This is a genomic window from Streptacidiphilus sp. PAMC 29251 (genome assembly GCF_054208735.2).
On record NZ_CM135725.2, the window covers coordinates 182822 to 199049 of the forward strand.

The 16228-nt window shown below is 71.1% G+C and carries 14 protein-coding genes and 2 pseudogenes; 12 read left to right on the forward strand and 4 right to left on the reverse strand.

Annotated elements, in window-relative coordinates; all coding sequences use genetic code 11:
- Positions 1-110 precede the first annotated feature (110 nt).
- Entirely contained in the window at positions 111-527 is a 417-nt protein-coding gene (locus ACXKR8_RS01010) for a hypothetical protein (RefSeq protein WP_458271014.1), read from the forward strand.
- A 29-nt stretch (positions 528-556) separates the two neighbouring features.
- On the forward strand, positions 557-1042 hold the full coding sequence (locus ACXKR8_RS01015) for a GNAT family N-acetyltransferase (protein ID WP_458271015.1): 486 nt from the start codon (positions 557-559) through the stop codon (positions 1040-1042).
- On the opposite strand, the gene ACXKR8_RS01020 is transcribed toward ACXKR8_RS01015, so the two are convergent.
- Both ACXKR8_RS01020 and ACXKR8_RS01025 read right to left on the reverse strand, forming a co-directional pair.
- Positions 975-2192 (reverse strand): thioester reductase domain-containing protein, encoded by a 1218-nt coding sequence (locus tag ACXKR8_RS01020; RefSeq protein ID WP_458271016.1) that lies wholly within the window; start codon positions 2190-2192, stop codon positions 975-977. The genes ACXKR8_RS01015 and ACXKR8_RS01020 overlap by 68 nt on opposite strands.
- A 105-nt stretch (positions 2193-2297) precedes the next feature.
- Positions 2298-3929, reverse strand: coding sequence for a tetratricopeptide repeat protein (locus tag ACXKR8_RS01025; protein ID WP_462100221.1), 1632 nt, complete (start codon positions 3927-3929; stop codon positions 2298-2300).
- 417 nt (positions 3930-4346) lie between these two features.
- On the opposite strand from ACXKR8_RS01025, the gene ACXKR8_RS01030 reads away from it, so the two are divergent.
- From ACXKR8_RS01030 to ACXKR8_RS01065, 8 genes are all read left to right on the forward strand, one after another.
- Positions 4347-4619, forward strand: a complete 273-nt coding sequence (locus ACXKR8_RS01030) for a DUF5988 family protein (protein WP_458271018.1) — start codon at positions 4347-4349, stop codon at positions 4617-4619.
- 117 nt (positions 4620-4736) lie between these two features.
- Positions 4737-5651, forward strand: coding sequence for an ACP S-malonyltransferase (locus ACXKR8_RS01035; RefSeq protein ID WP_458271019.1), 915 nt, complete (start codon positions 4737-4739; stop codon positions 5649-5651).
- Positions 5648-6391, forward strand: a complete 744-nt coding sequence (locus ACXKR8_RS01040) for a 3-oxoacyl-ACP reductase family protein (protein WP_458271020.1) — start codon at positions 5648-5650, stop codon at positions 6389-6391. Before ACXKR8_RS01035 ends, ACXKR8_RS01040 begins: the two co-directional genes overlap by 4 nt.
- Before the next feature lie 60 nt (positions 6392-6451).
- Positions 6452-6685 carry an acyl carrier protein gene (locus ACXKR8_RS01045; RefSeq protein WP_458271021.1) on the forward strand — a complete coding sequence of 78 codons (234 nt, stop codon included), beginning with the start codon at positions 6452-6454 and terminating at the stop codon, positions 6683-6685.
- Positions 6682-7983, forward strand: a complete 1302-nt coding sequence (locus tag ACXKR8_RS01050; protein ID WP_458271022.1) for a beta-ketoacyl-[acyl-carrier-protein] synthase family protein — start codon at positions 6682-6684, stop codon at positions 7981-7983. Before ACXKR8_RS01045 ends, ACXKR8_RS01050 begins: the two co-directional genes overlap by 4 nt.
- The gene (locus tag ACXKR8_RS01055; protein ID WP_462100746.1) at positions 7970-8770 is read left to right on the forward strand and encodes an SDR family NAD(P)-dependent oxidoreductase; all 801 of its coding nucleotides are present in this window, start codon (positions 7970-7972) and stop codon (positions 8768-8770) included. Before ACXKR8_RS01050 ends, ACXKR8_RS01055 begins: the two co-directional genes overlap by 14 nt.
- Positions 8767-9549, forward strand: a complete 783-nt coding sequence (locus tag ACXKR8_RS01060; RefSeq protein ID WP_458271024.1) for an SDR family NAD(P)-dependent oxidoreductase — start codon at positions 8767-8769, stop codon at positions 9547-9549. The genes ACXKR8_RS01055 and ACXKR8_RS01060 overlap by 4 nt, the downstream gene beginning before the upstream one ends.
- Positions 9546-10361: an SDR family NAD(P)-dependent oxidoreductase gene (locus ACXKR8_RS01065; RefSeq protein ID WP_458271025.1), complete on the forward strand. Its 816-nt coding sequence runs from the start codon at positions 9546-9548 to the stop codon at positions 10359-10361. Before ACXKR8_RS01060 ends, ACXKR8_RS01065 begins: the two co-directional genes overlap by 4 nt.
- 28 nt (positions 10362-10389) lie before the next feature.
- On the opposite strand, the gene ACXKR8_RS01070 is transcribed toward ACXKR8_RS01065, so the two are convergent.
- Positions 10390-11547 (reverse strand): hypothetical protein, encoded by a 1158-nt coding sequence (locus tag ACXKR8_RS01070; RefSeq protein ID WP_458271026.1) that lies wholly within the window; start codon positions 11545-11547, stop codon positions 10390-10392.
- A 237-nt stretch (positions 11548-11784) separates the two neighbouring features.
- On the opposite strand from ACXKR8_RS01070, the pseudogene ACXKR8_RS01075 reads away from it, so the two are divergent.
- Positions 11785-12102: pseudogene (locus tag ACXKR8_RS01075) on the forward strand (transposase); the annotation flags it as partial.
- A gap of 31 nt (positions 12103-12133) precedes the next feature.
- Here the strand turns inward: ACXKR8_RS01075 and ACXKR8_RS01080 are convergent.
- Positions 12134-13123, reverse strand: a pseudogene (locus tag ACXKR8_RS01080) (IS630 family transposase); the annotation flags it as partial.
- A 24-nt stretch (positions 13124-13147) separates the two neighbouring features.
- Between ACXKR8_RS01080 and ACXKR8_RS01085 the strand changes: the two are divergent.
- Positions 13148-16039 carry an alpha-mannosidase gene (locus ACXKR8_RS01085; RefSeq protein ID WP_458271027.1) on the forward strand — a complete coding sequence of 964 codons (2892 nt, stop codon included), beginning with the start codon at positions 13148-13150 and terminating at the stop codon, positions 16037-16039.
- Positions 16040-16228: the final 189 nt, after the last annotated feature.

The window sequence follows — 16228 nt, forward strand, 5'->3', positions numbered from 1 at the left end:
TCTCCCCCGTGAGGCGCACCGGGGCCAGCCTGCGCCCAGCGAGCAAGTGCGCCACCGCGGATGTTCGTGATCGGACCCGGGCAGCTCGGGCGGTACGGGACGATCGGCTCATGGTGACCATCGGGATCAGGATCCAGTTCTTCGAGAAGCCCGCCCAGACGCCGTTCGAGTCCTCGCAGGGCTACCTGGGAGAGGTCTACAAGGAGGAGAGCTACACCGCGCCGTCGGTGCCGGGGATCGGCGAGTCGGTCGGGATCGTCAGCATTACCGTGGGCCCCGAGGGCGTCAACGACCTCTCGCCGCTTTCCCCTGGCCGGCTGTTTTTGCGCGTTCAGGATATCGAGCACTACCCGGAGCCGATCGGTTCCACCCGGCCGCCCAGGAGCATCGTGGTCCTTCACACCAAGATCGGCTACACCGGTGCCCAACTCGAGCGCTTCGTGCGCAACTACAGAGACGCAGGCTGGACGTGGAAGCCCAGCAGCCCCGACCTGCAAGAGGCCTGGAACACGGTCCGCACCCACTGACCAGCCCACCAACCCCTGGGAGGCGCAGCATGGACGCCAGCCGCTCCCCCGCAGTACTGCGCCGCTACGGCCCCAGCGACGTCCCGGCCCTGCTGGACACCCTGGTCGAGGTGTGGGCCGACGCCCACGCCGGACACCGCGACGTCGCCGAAGCCGACCTCACCCCCGAAGCCCTGCATCAGCAACTCACCGCGCACGCGAAGCGGCCCGGCTTCACCCTGATCGCCGCCTACGACGCCGGAGTCCTGGTCGGCTTCGGCTACGCCTTCCCCTGCACCCCCGCCTACTGGTTCGGCACCGAGCTGCTCCCGCAGATCCCGGAGGCGGCCCGCTCCACCGAGCACCTGGTGGGCCTGTGCGAACTCGCGGTCCGCCCCAGCTGGCAGGACCGGGGCATCGGCTCACGCCTGCACCACGCCCTGGTCGAAGCCCTCGCCTCCCGCTACATCAGCCTGCTGGCCATGCCCGGCAACGCCGACAGCCAACGCCTGTACCGGCGGACGGGGTGTCGGTGAGGGGGGTCGGGAGGATGCCGTCGTTGATCAGTGCAGTGACGAGGCGGTCGAAGGTGGCCGGATCCAGGGGTTCTTCGGGCATGCCGCATTGGGCCAGGGCCCTCCAGGTGGCGTCGGAATGGATGGGCGGGTGTTGGTAGCGGGGGCCGGCGGTGAGCATATAGGCGGCCATGTCGCCCAGCCCGGCTAGGGGTGCGACCTGAGGATCGTCGCTGTGTTCCAGGACGGACTGCCACCAGTGCTCGACCGGGGCGGGTTGCAGGTGGTAGCCGGCTCTGGGCAGTGCGGCGAAGACGTCAGTGAGCGGCAGTTGGGTGGGGCGTACCAGGTGGAACGTTCGTCCGGGAGCGTCGGGGTGTCGGCTCAGTTCTACGATGGCGCGGGCGACGGTGTCCACCGCGTCGGCGGGTACTGTGCCGGCCCCGGTCGGCATGGTGCCCAGCGCGACCGCGGCGCGCAGGAGTGGCACGAGCAGGTCGGCGTCGGAGGTGCGGCCGGTGCGGGAATGGCCGTGGACCACGCCGGGGCGCACGACGGTGGTCTGCAGTCCGTGCCCGTGGGCGGCGCGGACGGCTTCCTCGGCTTCGGCTTTGCTGCGCGGGTAGCCGACGTGGGGCAGGACGTGGTGGCAGGGGGGTGTGGTCTCGTCGAGGGGCCGGTCGGTGGGGATGGTGCTGGGGGCGATGGCGGCCAGGGTGGAGACGTGGATGAAGCGCACCGGCCGCCGCGAGGTGCCGGTGATGTGTTGGGCGAAGGCGATCAGGGAGCGCGTGCCGCCGACATTGGCGGGGGCGAGTTTGCGGTAGGGGCCGGTGAGGTGGACCGATGCACCGCAGTGGTGGACGGTGTCGATGGTGGCTGCGAGGTCGGCTCGGTCCCGGTCGGAGAGTCCCAGGTCGGGTGCCAGTAGGTTGCCGCGCACGGCGATGAGCCGCTCCTGGGGGTAGGGGTGACCGGTCAGCGGCAGCATGCGGCTGCGCAGACGGGCGGCGGCATGCTCCGGGCCGGCCGCTCGGACCAGGCAGTACAGCGTGGCGGTGGTGTGCGTCAGCAGGGCCAGGGCAATTTCTGCGCCCAGGCTGCCGGTCGCGCCGGTCAACAGTACGGACCGGGGGTCGGTACCCGGGGCGTGGGTCAGGATGCTGGTCACCGCTGGTTCCCTTCTACTGGGCCGCCGCCGGGGTCGCGCGCATCGGCGGTGTGGGGCCGAGCAGGACGCTGTGCTGGAGGGTTCCGGTGGGGGCGAGGCCACTGGTCATGGGCGGGTTGGCGCGGGCGCCGCCCTGTCTATCTCGCGGTGGTGCGGGTGCGGGTCTGGTGCTTGTTCCAGTAGAGCGGTGCCGGGTGCCGGTGGGCCCGGTCGGGCCCGGTCGGTGGTGTGGAAAGTTGGGCACGCGTTGAACGGGACGCTGCTTGTGGCGTGACGGCGCGGGCAGGCTGCCCGTTCGGACCGGGGGTGCGACCGTGGTCTCGGCGAGGGGGCCGGATCAGGCATCCGGGGCGGATCGCGGCGTGGTGGCATGGGAAAAACGCGGTGTGCCGCGGCTGGCCGGTTACCGGGCCGGCCGGGCGCCGGCGGCGCGTTGCAGGGTGGCGCGGCGGCGGGGTTGCGGTGGTGGGGGCGCAGGCGGGCGCGCAGGGTGGTCAGGGCGGTGTCGGCGCGCCGGGAGTTGAGGTGGGGGTAGTCGTCGAGGAACAGGTGCCAGGTGGCGGCGGCTTGGTCGAGGTGTCCGTGGTCGAGGTGGAGTTCGGCCAGGGTGGCGGTGGTCAGGGCGCGCGAGCGGCGTTCGGTGAGGGGGCGGTTGCGGATGGAGGCGGCCAGGACGGTGATGGCGGCGGCCCGGTCGCCCAGGGCCCGCAGGACGGTGGCTTGTTGGTGGGCCAGGGAGGCGGGGTGGTAGGCGCCGATCGGGCTGTCGGACACGGGGATGCGATCTAGTTGCCGTTCGGCGGTGTTCAAGTGGGCCAGGGCGGCGTGGCGGTCGCCTGCGGCCGCGGCACCGACGGCGGCCTGCCCCTGCAGGAAGGCACGAGTGGCGGCCGGGAGTGCGCGGGGGGCTCCTTCCAGTGCGGTCTCGGCCAGGGTCTGGGCGCGTTGGTGGTGGCCCAGGGCGTGGGCCTGGACGGACAGGGCCCGCAGGGTCACCGCGTAGGCGGTAGGGTCGTGGTTCTCCACCGCGAGTTGCAGGGCGGTGTGGTAGTACGCCTGAGCGCGGTCGTTGTGGTTCTGGTCGAAGTTCATGAAGGCGCACAGGTAGGCCAGTTCGGTGGCCGCGGTGAACAGGGCCCGGCGGGCGGTTTCGGTGCGCGCGGTGCGCAGGTGCGGGGCGATGGCGCCGCCGAGGTAGCCGGTGGCCGCCGCCAGCGCGTGACCGCCGCCGAAGGCGGCGTCGCAGTCGGAGAACACCCGGATCATCGCGGTAGCGGTCGTGGCGGCAGGTGTCCCGGACGGCTCGGCGGCCCGGGCGGTAGGCGGTGGCAGGGGCGCGGCCCTGCCCCAGGCCGGCAGCGCCAGAGCAAGGACGCTGTAGACCCCGCCCTGCAGCGCGCTGCGTCTTTCGGTGTTCAGGTCCACCAGCCGCGTCACCGCGTCCATCTCCCATAGGCTCGTCCCCGGGGGTAGATGCTTCGCCTGGCCGGGGAAGAAGTCCAGGGGCGACACCGGCCCTCCCAGCCGGCGGGTCAGTGCTTCGGCGATCAGAGCGGGAACCGGCGGGCGGGGTCGTGTGCCCGCCATCCAGTGCCCGACCGCGGTGCGGTCGTAGTGCAATGTCTGGCCGGTCTCGGCGCCGATCGTGTTGACCGCGGCGGCGAGGTCCGCCCCGCTCCACCCGGCCTGGGCCACAAGCGCCCGCAGCCTTTCGTTGGGCTGCCGTACCTGCGCCATCGCTCTCCTCCACCCCGGGAGCACAACACCAGGAGGCGACGGGGAGTCGCTCCTTTTGCAGTAACCGGCGGCCTGCGGCCGGTGTCAAGAGTCGCTGCCCACGGCGGTCCGGGGTCGGTCGCCCCGGGGGGCCGACCCTTCGTGTTGGCGCCGGGGCCGGTGCGTCGGGCCGTGGCTGATGAGGCATCCGCCGGGGCCGGTGGCACTCCGGGGCGGCTTTCCACGCTCCGGCGACTTTCCACGCTCCGCCGAGACTCGGGGGCTTCTGCCGACGGGCTGAGCTCGCGCCTACTTGGTGGTGGGGCAGCTGCCCCGAGCGTCCGTCGCACAGCGAGGAGCGCAATCGCCCGCCCGGTCGACACACAACCGGCCGCCGCCGCGTACGGGTGGCCGGTGCCGGCCCGGAAGGAGTCCAAGATGCCCCGCACCATGTCGCTGACCGCCGTGCACCAGGTGTCCGATGAGCTGATCCCCGCTGCGGAGTCGAATCCCGACTGCCGGGTGCTCCTGTCGGGCGGCCCCGCCGCGATCGCCACCTACTGGCTGCTGACGGACGGTGCCCGGCCCGGCCACGGTGACCGGGTGACCGTCACCCACTTGGGCCGTCGGCACCATTTCGAGTTCACCGGCGGCACCGCGGGAACCCTGCCGGTCTTCAACTGGATCTACGTCACCGCCGTCGCCGAGTAGGACGGCATCCCCGCCGGGCATCCCGATCCCGCTGCGCTGGTCCCATTCGTGAGGGAGTCGACCGTGCATGCACCATCCACATCCACCGAGCCGGAAGTGACGGGTACTCATCTTGCCGTGGGCTTTCCCGGGCAGGGCTCCCAGGGCCCCTGCATGGGCGTGCCCTGGTACCGCCACCGCGCCTGGAACCTGGTCAAGGACGCCGAGGAGCACCTGGGCCGCCCGCTGGCCCCGATGCTGCTGGACCCGACCGCGCCCCCGCGCGGGGCCACCGAGACGCAGCTGGCGGTCGTGGTGGTCTCGATGATGGCCTGGTCGCAACTGGAGCGGGAGGTCGCGCCGACAGTACTGGCCGGGCACTCGTTGGGCCTGATCCCGGCCCTGTTCGCGGCGAAGGTGCTGACCGCGAAGGACGCGGTGACCGTCGCGGCCCTGCGCGCGCTGGTCACCGAACACGCCTGCGGCCGGCACCCCGGGGGCATGGCTGCGGTGCTGATGCCGGTCGCCGACGCCGAGGCGGCCTGCGCGGACCACCAGTGCTGGGTGGCCAACGACAACGCCCCCCAGCAGGCCGTCATCTCCGGCACCCGCGAGGGGCTGCACGCGGCGATGGCCGCAGCCCACCGGTTCGGGGCCGCGGACGTCATCGAACTCGAGATCGCCGGCGCGTTCCACAGCCCGCTGATGCGCGAGGCCGCTACCCGGTTCCACGAGCTCCTGCAGGGTGTCGCCTTCACCCCGGCTCGCGCGACGATCGTGCACAACGCCGTCGCCCACCCGCCGGGCAGTGCCACCGACTGGCGCGCGGTGGTGGCCGCCGACCTGGTCACCCCGGTGCGGTGGCGCGAAACCCAACTGCTGCTGGCCCGCTGCGGCCTGACCACCTTCGTCGAAGCCGGCTACGGGCGCACCCTGACCGGCATCGCCAAACGCACCCTGGGGCAGATCCGGCTGGTCAACGCCACCGGCCCCGGACCCGTCGCCGCGCTGGCCCGCACGGTCACCGGCCCTGAACCGCTGGTGTCGCGATGAGCCGCCCGGTGGCGCTGGTGACCGGTGGCTCACGCGGCATCGGAGCCGCGATCGCCCGCCAGCTGGCCGCAGCTGGGCACCCGGTCGCGGTCGCCCACCGCGACAGTGCGGTGCAGGCCAAGCAACTCGCCGACGAGATCGCGGACCAGGGGGGTACCTGTCTGGTCGTGCGCGCCGACATCAGCGACCCGGCCGACATCGAGGCACTGTTCACCACCGTCCGCAAGGAACTGGGGCCGGTCACGGTGCTGGTGAACAACGCCGGGATGCTGCGCGACCGGCTCCTGATAGACATGGACGAAGCCGACTGGGACATCTCCTTGCGGACCAACCTGACCGGCCCGTTCCACTGCACCCGGCTCGCGGTACCGGACATGCTCACCGCCCGGTGGGGGCGGATCGTGAACGTCGCCTCGGTCGCCGCGGTGACCGGCCCGGCCGGACAGGCCAACTACGCCGCCGCGAAAGCCGGGCTGCTCGGGCTGACCCGCAGCACCGCCCGCGAACTGGCCACCCGCGGCGTCACCTGCAACGCGGTCCTGCCTGGGCTGGTCGACACCGCGATCATCGCGCACCTGGACGCTCCGCGACGCGACCAACTGCGCCACCAGATTCCCCTGGGCCGTCTCGGTACTCCCGAGCAGGTCGCCTCGATGGTGACCTACCTGTGCTCCGACCTCGCCGGGTACGTCACCGGAGCGATCATCCCCGTCGACGGCGGCATGTCGATGGGCCACTGACCCACCCCACCGCAGCCACCGAACGCCCCTACCCGCTGACCCCCATGCAAGGAGAACCCCGTGGACATCGAAGCGACCCGCACCCTCGTGTACGGCCTGATCGCCAAGATCCTCAGCACCCCGCCGGAAGAGATCACCCCCGACGCGCGCCTGCGCGAGGACCTGGACGCCGACTCCCTGGACTTCGCCGAACTGACCGTGGCGCTGTCCGAGCACGGCATCCACCTGGACAAGGCCCACGTCCGCGAGAGCGTCACCGTCGAGGCCCTGGTCACCCTCGCCGGTGCGGCATGAGCCGCCCACCGATCCCCGGGCAGGGCCCGACCGTCAACGGCAAGGACCATGCCGGGCGTTGGCGCGTCGCCATCACCGGCATGGGAGTCAAGACCCCCGCCGGCTGCGACCTGACCACCTTCGCCGACACGGTCTTCGCCGGACGGCCCGCCGCCGCCAAGGTCACCCGTTTCGACGCGAGCACCCTGCCCACCCGCATCGCCTGCGAAGTCCTCGGCTTCGACCCGACCCCCTACGCCACAGGCAAGGCATTGCGGCGGATGGACCGGTTCACGCAGATGGGCCTGGCCGCAGCACTGGACGCCTACACCGATGCGGGCAACCCCGCCATCGACCCGGAACGGGCCGGGATCGCTTTCGGTACCTGCATCGCGGGCATCGACATCTGCTACGACATGGTCAAAGTCGCGGAGCACTCGGGACCCCAGTTCGTCTCCCCGTTCTTCGGGTCGATGCAGATGCCCAGCGCGCCCGTCGCCTACATCGGCCTGGAACTGGGCTGGCACGGCCCCAGCATCACGGTGTCCTCCGCCTGCGCGACAGGCGCGGACGCGCTCGCCACCGGCGCGCAGATGATCCGCGAGGGACGGGCCGACCTGGTTCTGGCCGGGGCCTCGGACACCGGCGGTGTCAGCCCGCTGCACATGGGCTCCTTCTGCGCCTCCGGCGCGCTGTCGACCCGCAACCACGACCCCGCCACCGCCTCGCGCCCCTTCGACGCGGACCGCGACGGCTACGTCATGGGCGAGGGAGCCGCGTTCCTGGTCCTGGAACGCTACGACCGCGCCATCGCGCGCGGCGCACGCGTCTACGGCGAGATCAGCGGATACGCGCGCACCTCCGACAGCCACCACATCACCGCCCCCCACCCCAGCGGCCGCTGGACCGCCCTGTGCATGACCTCGGCGATCACCGACGCCGGCCTCGTCCCTGCCGACATCACACAGGTCAACTGCCACGCCACCGCGACCCCGCTGGGCGACGCCGCCGAGGCACAGGCCCTGCTCACCGCGTTCGACAGGACGCCACCACCGGTCACCGGGTCCAAGGGGGTATTCGGGCACCTGATCGGTGCCGCCGGCGCGGCCGAGGCCGTCGTCGCGGTGCTCAGTGCCGGGCGCGGCCAGGTCCCGCCCACCGCCGGCTTCCAGCAACTCGGCGCGGACTGCGCGGGAATCGACGTCGTCGCCGGTGCCGCTCGTCCCGTCGGTATGGGCCCGGTGCTGACCAACTCCTTCGGCGTCGGCGGCCAGAACGCCGCCCTGGTCATCACACCCCCCGCCCCTGGGCAGACGTGATGAGCGAGGCGGACGCGGTGTTTGCAGGTCGGACGGTGGTGGTGACCGGTGGTGGTCATGGGTTGGGGGCGGTGATCGGGAGGCGTTCGCTGTCGCGGGCGCGCAGGTGGTGCTGACGTGGTGGCGCTCACGGGAGCGCGCCGAGCAGACCCGGGACGACCTCGCCGCACGCGGCCACAAGATCCACCTGATTCGCACCAATGTCGCGGACCGCGACAGCGTCCGCGACCTGTTCGCCACCGTCGCCGACCACCACCAGCGCCTGGACGTCCTGGTCAACAACGCCGCCTCCGGCGCATTCACGCTCCTGGCCGACCTGCGCGACAAGGACCTCGACCGCGCCATCGACACCGACTACAAAGGCACCTGGTGGTGCAGCCAAGCCGCCCTCCCCCTCCTCGCAGCCACCGGCGGCAACATCATCAACATCACCGCCCCCACCGGCACCACCTCCTACCTGGGCGGGATCGCCCCGGCCAAGGCGGCGGTGGAATCCCTCACCCGCTACTTCGCCGCCGAATACGGCCCCAGCGGAGTGCGGGCCAACTGCCTGGCCCCCGGACTCCTGACCGGGGAGCGCGCCCGCACATTGCCCGACTTCGACCGCAGAGAGGCGGCCACCGGGCTTGCCACACCACTGCGGGGGATCGGCGACCCCGCCGACGTCGCCTCCGCCGCCCTGTTCCTCGCCTCGCCCTCCGCCCGCTGGATCACCGGTCAGACCCTGGCCGTCGACGGCGGCTACGGCATTCGCCCCGACCACCCCCAGCCCGGAGACACCTCATGAACCAGCCGACGTTTGCGGGCAAGACCGTGGTGGTGACCGGTGGTGGTCATGGGTTGGGGGCGGTGATCGGGGAGGCGTTCGCTGTCGCGGGCGCGCAGGTGGTGCTGACGTGGTGGCGCTCACGGGAGCGCGCCGAGCAGACCCGGGACGACCTCGCCGCACGCGGCCACAAGATCCACCTGATTCGCACCAATGTCGCGGACCGCGACAGCGTCCGCGACCTGTTCGCCACCGTCGCCGACCACCACCAGCGCCTGGACGTCCTGGTCAACAACGCCGCCTCCGGCGCATTCACGCTCCTGGCCGACCTGCGCGACAAGGACCTCGACCGCGCCATCGACACCGACTACAAAGGCACCTGGTGGTGCAGCCAAGCCGCCCTCCCCCTCCTCGCAGCCACCGGCGGCAACATCATCAACATCACCATCTCCGTTCCAGTCAACCCCTACGGTGCGGTCGAGGGACCCGCCAAGGCGGCAGTGGAGGCCCTGACCCGCTACTTCGCCGCCGAATACGGCCCCAGCGGAGTGCGGGCCAACTGCCTGGCCCCCGGACTCCTGACCGGCGAACGCGCCCGCAGCTTTCCCCACTTCGACCAGTTGGAAGCCACTCTCGCCACCGCGACCCCGCTCGGCGCCATCGGCGACCCCGTCGACGTCGCCTCCGCCGCCCTGTTCCTCGCCTCGCCCTCCGCCCGCTGGATCACCGGCCAGACCCTCACCGTCGACGGCGGGTACGCCCTGTGCGCCAACGGCTTCACCCCCGGAGTCATGCCGTGACCAACCAGACCTTCACCGACAAAGTCGTCCTGATCACCGGCGGCGGACACGGCATCGGCGCCGTTACCGCAGCCCAGTTCGCCGCCGCAGGCGCGCACGTCGTCCTTGGCTGCTTCCGCGACCCCGCGGCCGCCGAAGCCACCCTCAAGACACTGCCCGAACACAGTGCCGAGATCATCCAGGCCGATGTGCGCGACCGCGAAGCCGTCCACGACATGTTCGCCACCGTCCGCGCCCGGCACGGCCGCCTCGACATCCTGGTCAACAACGCCGCCTCAGGGGTCTTCCGCCCGGTCCCGGAACTGACGCCCCGCAACTGGGAACGCGCAATGGACACCAACTTCAAAGGCACCCTGTGGTGCACCGAAGCCGCCGTCCCCCTGATGACCGGCGAACACCCCGCCGTCGTCAACCTCTCCTCCGTCGGCGTCGCCATGGTGCTTCCCTACTACGGCGCCGCCGGCGCGTCCAAAGCCGCCATCGAGAACCTCACCCGCTACCACGCCGCCCACTACGGCCCCCTCGGCATCCGGGTCAACACCGCCAGCAGCGGCCTCATCGCAGGCGACAACGACACCGCCCACCTGCCCCGCCAAGTCCTGGAAGCCGCCACCGCACTGACCCCCATGGGCCGCCTCGGCCGCGCCGACGAACTCGCCGCCCTGGTCCTGTTCCTCGCCTCACCCGCCGCCAGCTGGATCACCGGCCAGACCATCTGCGCCGACGGCGGCATGACCACCGGCTACCTCGCCGCCGCCACCAGCACACTGGAAGCCGCGACCTTGCGACAGAGCGCGACCGCACACCGCTGAACCCGGACGGCACGCGTATCGACACCGCTCACAGATCCTCGGCCGTCAGCCCCGGTCCCGTCGCACCGCTCGCCGCCTCCCGGGGATCCCCGCCACGGGGCCGAACGACGACAGATGCGTCCACCCCAGCCCGCACAGGCCCCGGATCATTGGGATGCCCCGCGAGGTTCCAAGCGCTGGAGTGGACCCGGCGCTCCACCACCGCGATCGGTCCCAGCCCCGCCAAGGCAGCCGTCAGTTCCCGCGCGGCGGACAGCAGCCCCGCGACCGAGGCGGTCACCCCCACTGCCGCAGCATCCTTGAGCCAGTGCGCCCGGACGTCCTCCGCCGTGGCCGCGAAGCGCACCGGCAAGCCCAACGCCCCGTAGCGCGCGTCACGTTGCGCCGCCGGGTCCCGGCCAGCCACCAGCAGCACGTCACTGACAGTGGCCACCGCCGACACCGAGGCCCAGTAGTCATCCGCAGCATGGCACAACGTCCCCGGATGCTGAGGAACCAACCCCGGGAACCGCGCCCGCAGCGCGGCCACCACCGCCCCCGAGTCCTGCACCGCGAGCCCTGGAGCCGCGACCACCGCCACCCGCCGCGCATCGGGCACCCGCACCGAAGCCACCTCCGCGACCCCACCCACCACCACAGCGGCCGCCGCACCGTCCGCCAGCCACTCGGACACCGCCCCGCCATAGCCGGCCCGAGAGGCGATCAGGACCGTGTCACCACGCTCCGCGAACCTGCGCACCTCGGCTCTCGCTGCCGCAGCCGCCGCACACGCATCCCCCGCCGCAGCCTCACCCCCGGCTTCCGGCCGGGCCAGGCAGCACGACCGGGCCTCGCTCAGCGCCAGCCGCCGGGTCCGCAGCGCCTCCGCCCAGTCCGACACCTCCTGTGCGGCCGCCCGACCGGCAGCACTGTCATCCGGCGAGGTCACTACCGCCAACCCCCACGCGTCACCGGCACGATCGATGTAAGTGACACCCCGCAATTCACCCACCCCCTCCCCAACCCGGCCCAGCGCCTCATAGCGCACGGCAAGACCGCGCCGACGCAGCCCACCCCCCAAAACCGCGGCCGAGGCACAGGCCACCCGACCGCGCACAGGATGGACGTAGGAGGTCGCCACCACCGCCTCACCGCGGCGGACGGGCACATGCGTAGCGAACAGTTCCTGTAGCCGAGTGCGGTTCATACCCCCAATGTGCCGCCCGCGCGCACTAACACCGGGCTGCACACGCGCACGAACACGAGGTCGGTGGACGCGGGTCCATGCCGCCGGCCGCGCGTCGGCGCGACCCGGCCTTAGCTTGACGTTTGACCTCAGCAAGATCATTTCTTGTCGGGATTTGCTGTTCGGCTGACAACGAGAACGGCCGCCCGTGATCCTTCGGAGTGTCGAGCTTCGAAGTCCCACAGAACGGCCGTTGTGATGAGTGTGCTGGATGGGGTCGACTGCGTCGACCAGTTGGGCGTGTTATCCGGGTTTCGACGGGAACTGTACGACTGCCTGGACGCACGTGGTGACACGTTGTTCGAGCTGGTCGATGCCCTGCTGTGCACGGAGGGTCCGGTCAAGACACTGGTCGAGTTGTCGCTGGCACCTGAGCACCGGCGCGGCCACGGAGCCTTGTACGACGCGTTGAACTGCGGGGTCCTGAACCTGCGGCGGCTGCGCTCGGCGCTGGCCGCGCTCCCGCTTCCCCGGGCGGCCGACGGTCGGATCGTGCTCGCGGTGGACGTCAGCAGTCGCGGAACTGCAGGCGGCGCCCGTCGCCGGGGTGCAGGGCCTGGTGCCAGGTGTCGTGGTTCGGGTGGTGGGAGTTGGCCAGGGTGAACTGCCGCAGGGGTCCGAAGTGGGCCTCGATCGGGTCGGCCCAGGACGCGTTGGTCGGAGTGAAGCACAGCTCGACCTGGTGCTTTTTCGCCCAGGCCCGGATCTTGGCGCCCTTGTGGGCGGACAGATTGTCCATGATCACATATATCGGTGCGCCGTCGCTCTGAGCGGCGCGGATCGACTTGAGTGCGGCCAGGGAGTTCGTGGCGCTCTTGCGGCGGCGGTTGACGCCCCACAGCGTGTCGTCGCCCACCGAGTAGCAGCCGTGGAAGTAGGTCACCCCGTGGGTGCGGTGGTAGGTGGCCGGCAGGCGGTCCGGGTGGCCGGACAGCGCCCAGCTGGATCCGGCGGTGGGGCGGATGCCGAGCGGTCCGAACTCGTCGAACGCGAAGACGCGCTCGGGTGCGTGCTCCAGCAGGTACTCGATCCGGTCCAGCTTGGTGTCGTAGCCGGGGTCGGTGGACTCCTTCCAGGTGCTGGTGCGCTGGAAGGTGACGCCGCGTCGCGCCAGCAGGCCTCGCAGGGCCTCGCGTCGCAGGCCTATGGTCCGGCCCGGGACGGTGGGCAGGTAGTCCGCGAGCTTGCGCAACGACCAGTGGGTGAAGGGCTGGCCCAGGCGGGTCGGTCGGGTGGTGGCCGTCTTGACGACGAAGTCCTCGTCCTCAGGGCAGAGCTGGCGGGGACGGCCTCCCGCCCACTGAGGGTCCAGTGAGGCCAGGCCGATCTCGTTGAACCGGTGGATGACGTCGCGCACCGTGTCCTCGTCGGCCGCCACGAGCTGGGCGATGACCGGGACCCGTTTGCCTCCGGCCGAGGCCAGCAGCATCATCGCGCGGCGGTAGCGCACCGTGTTCATGGTGCCGCGCCGCACGATCTGCTGCAGCTTCTGGCCCTCCTGGTCGGATAACCGACGCACCCTGACTGGCTCTGCCACCATGCCTCCACGAGACCGAAACGGATGAAGCCCAACAGTCCACCGTCCCACACCCCACCGACACGGCGAAGTCACCCGGTCAACGCACTAGACCTGGGCTTCGGCACCACGGCGCCCGGATTCTCCGCCGAGGGACTGGTCTACCGTCGCGACGGCACCGCGGTGAAGGCGCTGCACCCGCGCAGCACCCACCTGCCGATCGGCGCACCGGTGCGTGGCGGCGCGCAGTTCGTGTACTACGTCGAGGCCGCCGCCAATCCGGTGGTCATGCATACCGGCCCCGGCACCCTCAGCTTCGGGCCGACGCCACTGGGCGACCGCGCCGCCTGGCTGCACGACCCCGACGCCTCCCCCAGCGAGCCGCTCTACCGGCTGCGCCGGATGGACCTGGCGGTCTTCGATGCCACCGTGTTCGAGTTGATCCAGGACCTGGACGTGCTGGGCCAGTTGATGCACGAGCTCCCGGCCGGTACCACTCGCCGCTGGCAGCTCCTGCAGGCCGTGGAACATGCCCTGGACGCGGTGGACCTGCAGGATGTCAGCGGCACGGCCGCCGCCGCACGCGCGACGCTGGCCCCTGCCCTGGCCGCGCCCGCGAGTGCCCGGGCCCACCGGATCTCCGCGATCGGCCACGCTCACATCGACTCCGCCTGGCTGTGGCCGCTACGCGAGAGCGTGCGCAAGGTCGCCCGAACCATCTCCAACGTCACCCAGCTGATGGACGACCACCCCAACTTCAAGTTTGCCATGTCCCAGGCACAGCAACTGGCCTGGCTCAAGCAGCATCGCCCCGAGGTCTACGCCCGGGTCCAGGAGAAAGTGGCAACGGGGCAGTTCCTGCCCACCGGGAGCCTGTGGGTGGAACCGGACACCAACATCACCGGCGGGGAGTCACTGGCGCGCCAGTTCGTCCACGGCAAGCGCTTTTACCTGGAGGAGTTCGGCATTGAGACCGACGACATGTGGCTGCCAGATACTTTTGGCTACAACGCCGCACTACCCCAGGTGATGAAGCTGGCCGGGGTGCGCTGGTTCCTGACCCAGAAGATCTCCTGGAACACCACCAACAAGTTCCCGCACCACACCTTCTGGTGGGAGGGCATCGACGGCACCAGTATCTTTAGCCACTTCCCGCCGGTCGACACCTACAACAGCGAGCTGTCCGGCGCCGAAATCGCGCACAGCGAGCGCAACTTCCAGGACAAGGCCCGCACCAACCGCTCGATGGTCCCCTTCGGCTACGGCGACGGCGGCGGCGGGCCCACCCGCGAGATGCTGGCCCGCGCCGCCCGGCTGGCCGACCTGGAGGGTTCCGCGAAGGTCGTCGTCGAGTCGCCGGGCGAGTTCTTCACCGCCGCGCACGCCGACTACCCGGACGCCCCGGTCTGGGTCGGCGAGCTGTACCTGGAGTTCCACCGCGGCACACTGACCAGCCAGCTGGCGACCAAGCAGGGCAACCGGCGCAGCGAGCACCTGCTGCGCGAGGCCGAACTGTGGTCGGCCACCGCCGCGGCGAACCTCGGCGCGAACCGCCCCGGTGCGCCCTACCCTTACGAGGCGCTGGACCGGCTGTGGAAGACCGTGCTGCTGCACCAGTTCCACGACATCCTTCCGGGCACCTCCATCGCCTGGGTGCACCGCGAGGCCGAGGAGACCTATGCCGCGGTGATCGGCGAGCTGGAGCAGCTCGTCGACGACGCCCAACGCGCACTGGCCGGCCCCCCCGGCGCAGACGGGTCTACCATCGTCTTCAACGCCGCCCCGCACACCCGCGGCGGCGTCCCGGCGATGGGCGCCGCACCCCGGTGCCAGGGGCCGTCCGCGACCCGTCCCGCACGCATGGGCGGCGGATTCGTCCTGGACAACGGGCTGGTCCGTGTCGTGGTCGACGACCGCGGCCTGATCACCTCGGCCTATGACCTCACAGCCGACCGGGAGGCACTCGTCCCCGGCTCCCCGGCCAACCTGCTGCAGCTGCACCAGGACTTCCCCAACGAGTGGGACGCCTGGGATATCGACGCCTTCTACCGCAATACGGTGCGCGACCTCACCGAGGTCCAGACGGTGCAGGCAACGGACACCGCCGTACGGATCGTGCGGACCTTCGGCTCTTCCCGGATCGAGCAGACGCTGACCCTGGACCAGGGCGCCCGACGGCTCGACATCGACACCCTGATCGACTGGCACGAACGCGAGAAGCTACTCAAGGCCGCCTTCCCCCTGGACGTGCGGGCCGCCCACTCCACCGCAGAAATCCCCTTCGGCCACGTGGAGCGCCCGACCCACACCAATACCAGCTGGGACGCGGCCAAGTTCGAAGTCTGCGCCCACCGCTTCCTGCACGTCGGCGAACCCGGCTGGGGCGCCGCGCTGGTCAACGACTCCACCTACGGCCATGACGTCACCCGCGACACCCGCCCGGACGGCGGCACGACCACCACCGTGCGGCTCTCGCTACTGCGCGCCTCGCGCTTCCCCGACCCTGAGGCGGACCAGGGCCGGCACCGGCTGCGCTACGGGCTGCTGATCGGCGTGGACGTGCCCGAGGCGATCGAAGAGGGGTACCGCCTCAACCTCGCAGAGCGGATCGTGCCCGGCACCGCCTCCGTCGCGCCACTTGTCTCCGTCGATCACGCCGCGGTTCTGGTGTCGGCCGTCAAACTCGCCGACGACCGTTCCGGTGACATCATCGTCCGCCTCTACGAATCCCACGGCGGAAGGGTCCGGGCAACGCTGACGCCCAGCTTCGCAGCGGCCGCCGTCGTAGCCACCGACCTGCTCGAACGCCCCCTGGCGGACGTCAGCAGCCATACCGTGGAGAACGCGCAGATTCAGCTGTCGCTACGGCCCTTCCAGATCCTGACTCTGCGCCTCACCCCGGCCGCTGCCGCAACAGCAAGGCCACCGCGAACATGAGCAAGAACCCCAGCAGACTGTGCACGCCGCTCCGACGTGACGTGACCGGGCCGCTGCCGCTGACCGCGCCGGCATACGGGCCCGCACCGCCCACCGAAGTTCCGGTAAGTATCTTCACGCTGGGGGCCACCTGGAACGACCAGAACGGTAACACTGTGCAACCCACCGCCTAGGCATCGTGCAGTTCGG

What these genes read in the sequence shown, in the direction of transcription:
- ACXKR8_RS01015 (WP_458271015.1), top strand. Translation starts at nt 557, where the DNA reads ATGGACGCCAGCCGCTCCCCCGCAGTACTGCGCCGCTACGGCCCCAGC.
- ACXKR8_RS01010 (WP_458271014.1), top strand. Translation starts at nt 111, where the DNA reads ATGGTGACCATCGGGATCAGGATCCAGTTCTTCGAGAAGCCCGCCCAG.
- ACXKR8_RS01070 (WP_458271026.1), bottom strand. Translation starts at nt 11,547, where the DNA reads ATGAACCGCACTCGGCTACAGGAACTGTTCGCTACGCATGTGCCCGTC.
- ACXKR8_RS01040 (WP_458271020.1), top strand. Translation starts at nt 5,648, where the DNA reads ATGAGCCGCCCGGTGGCGCTGGTGACCGGTGGCTCACGCGGCATCGGA.
- ACXKR8_RS01060 (WP_458271024.1), top strand. Translation starts at nt 8,767, where the DNA reads ATGAACCAGCCGACGTTTGCGGGCAAGACCGTGGTGGTGACCGGTGGT.
- ACXKR8_RS01050 (WP_458271022.1), top strand. Translation starts at nt 6,682, where the DNA reads ATGAGCCGCCCACCGATCCCCGGGCAGGGCCCGACCGTCAACGGCAAG.
- ACXKR8_RS01085 (WP_458271027.1), top strand. Translation starts at nt 13,148, where the DNA reads ATGAAGCCCAACAGTCCACCGTCCCACACCCCACCGACACGGCGAAGT.
- ACXKR8_RS01025 (WP_462100221.1), bottom strand. Translation starts at nt 3,929, where the DNA reads ATGGCGCAGGTACGGCAGCCCAACGAAAGGCTGCGGGCGCTTGTGGCC.
- ACXKR8_RS01030 (WP_458271018.1), top strand. Translation starts at nt 4,347, where the DNA reads ATGCCCCGCACCATGTCGCTGACCGCCGTGCACCAGGTGTCCGATGAG.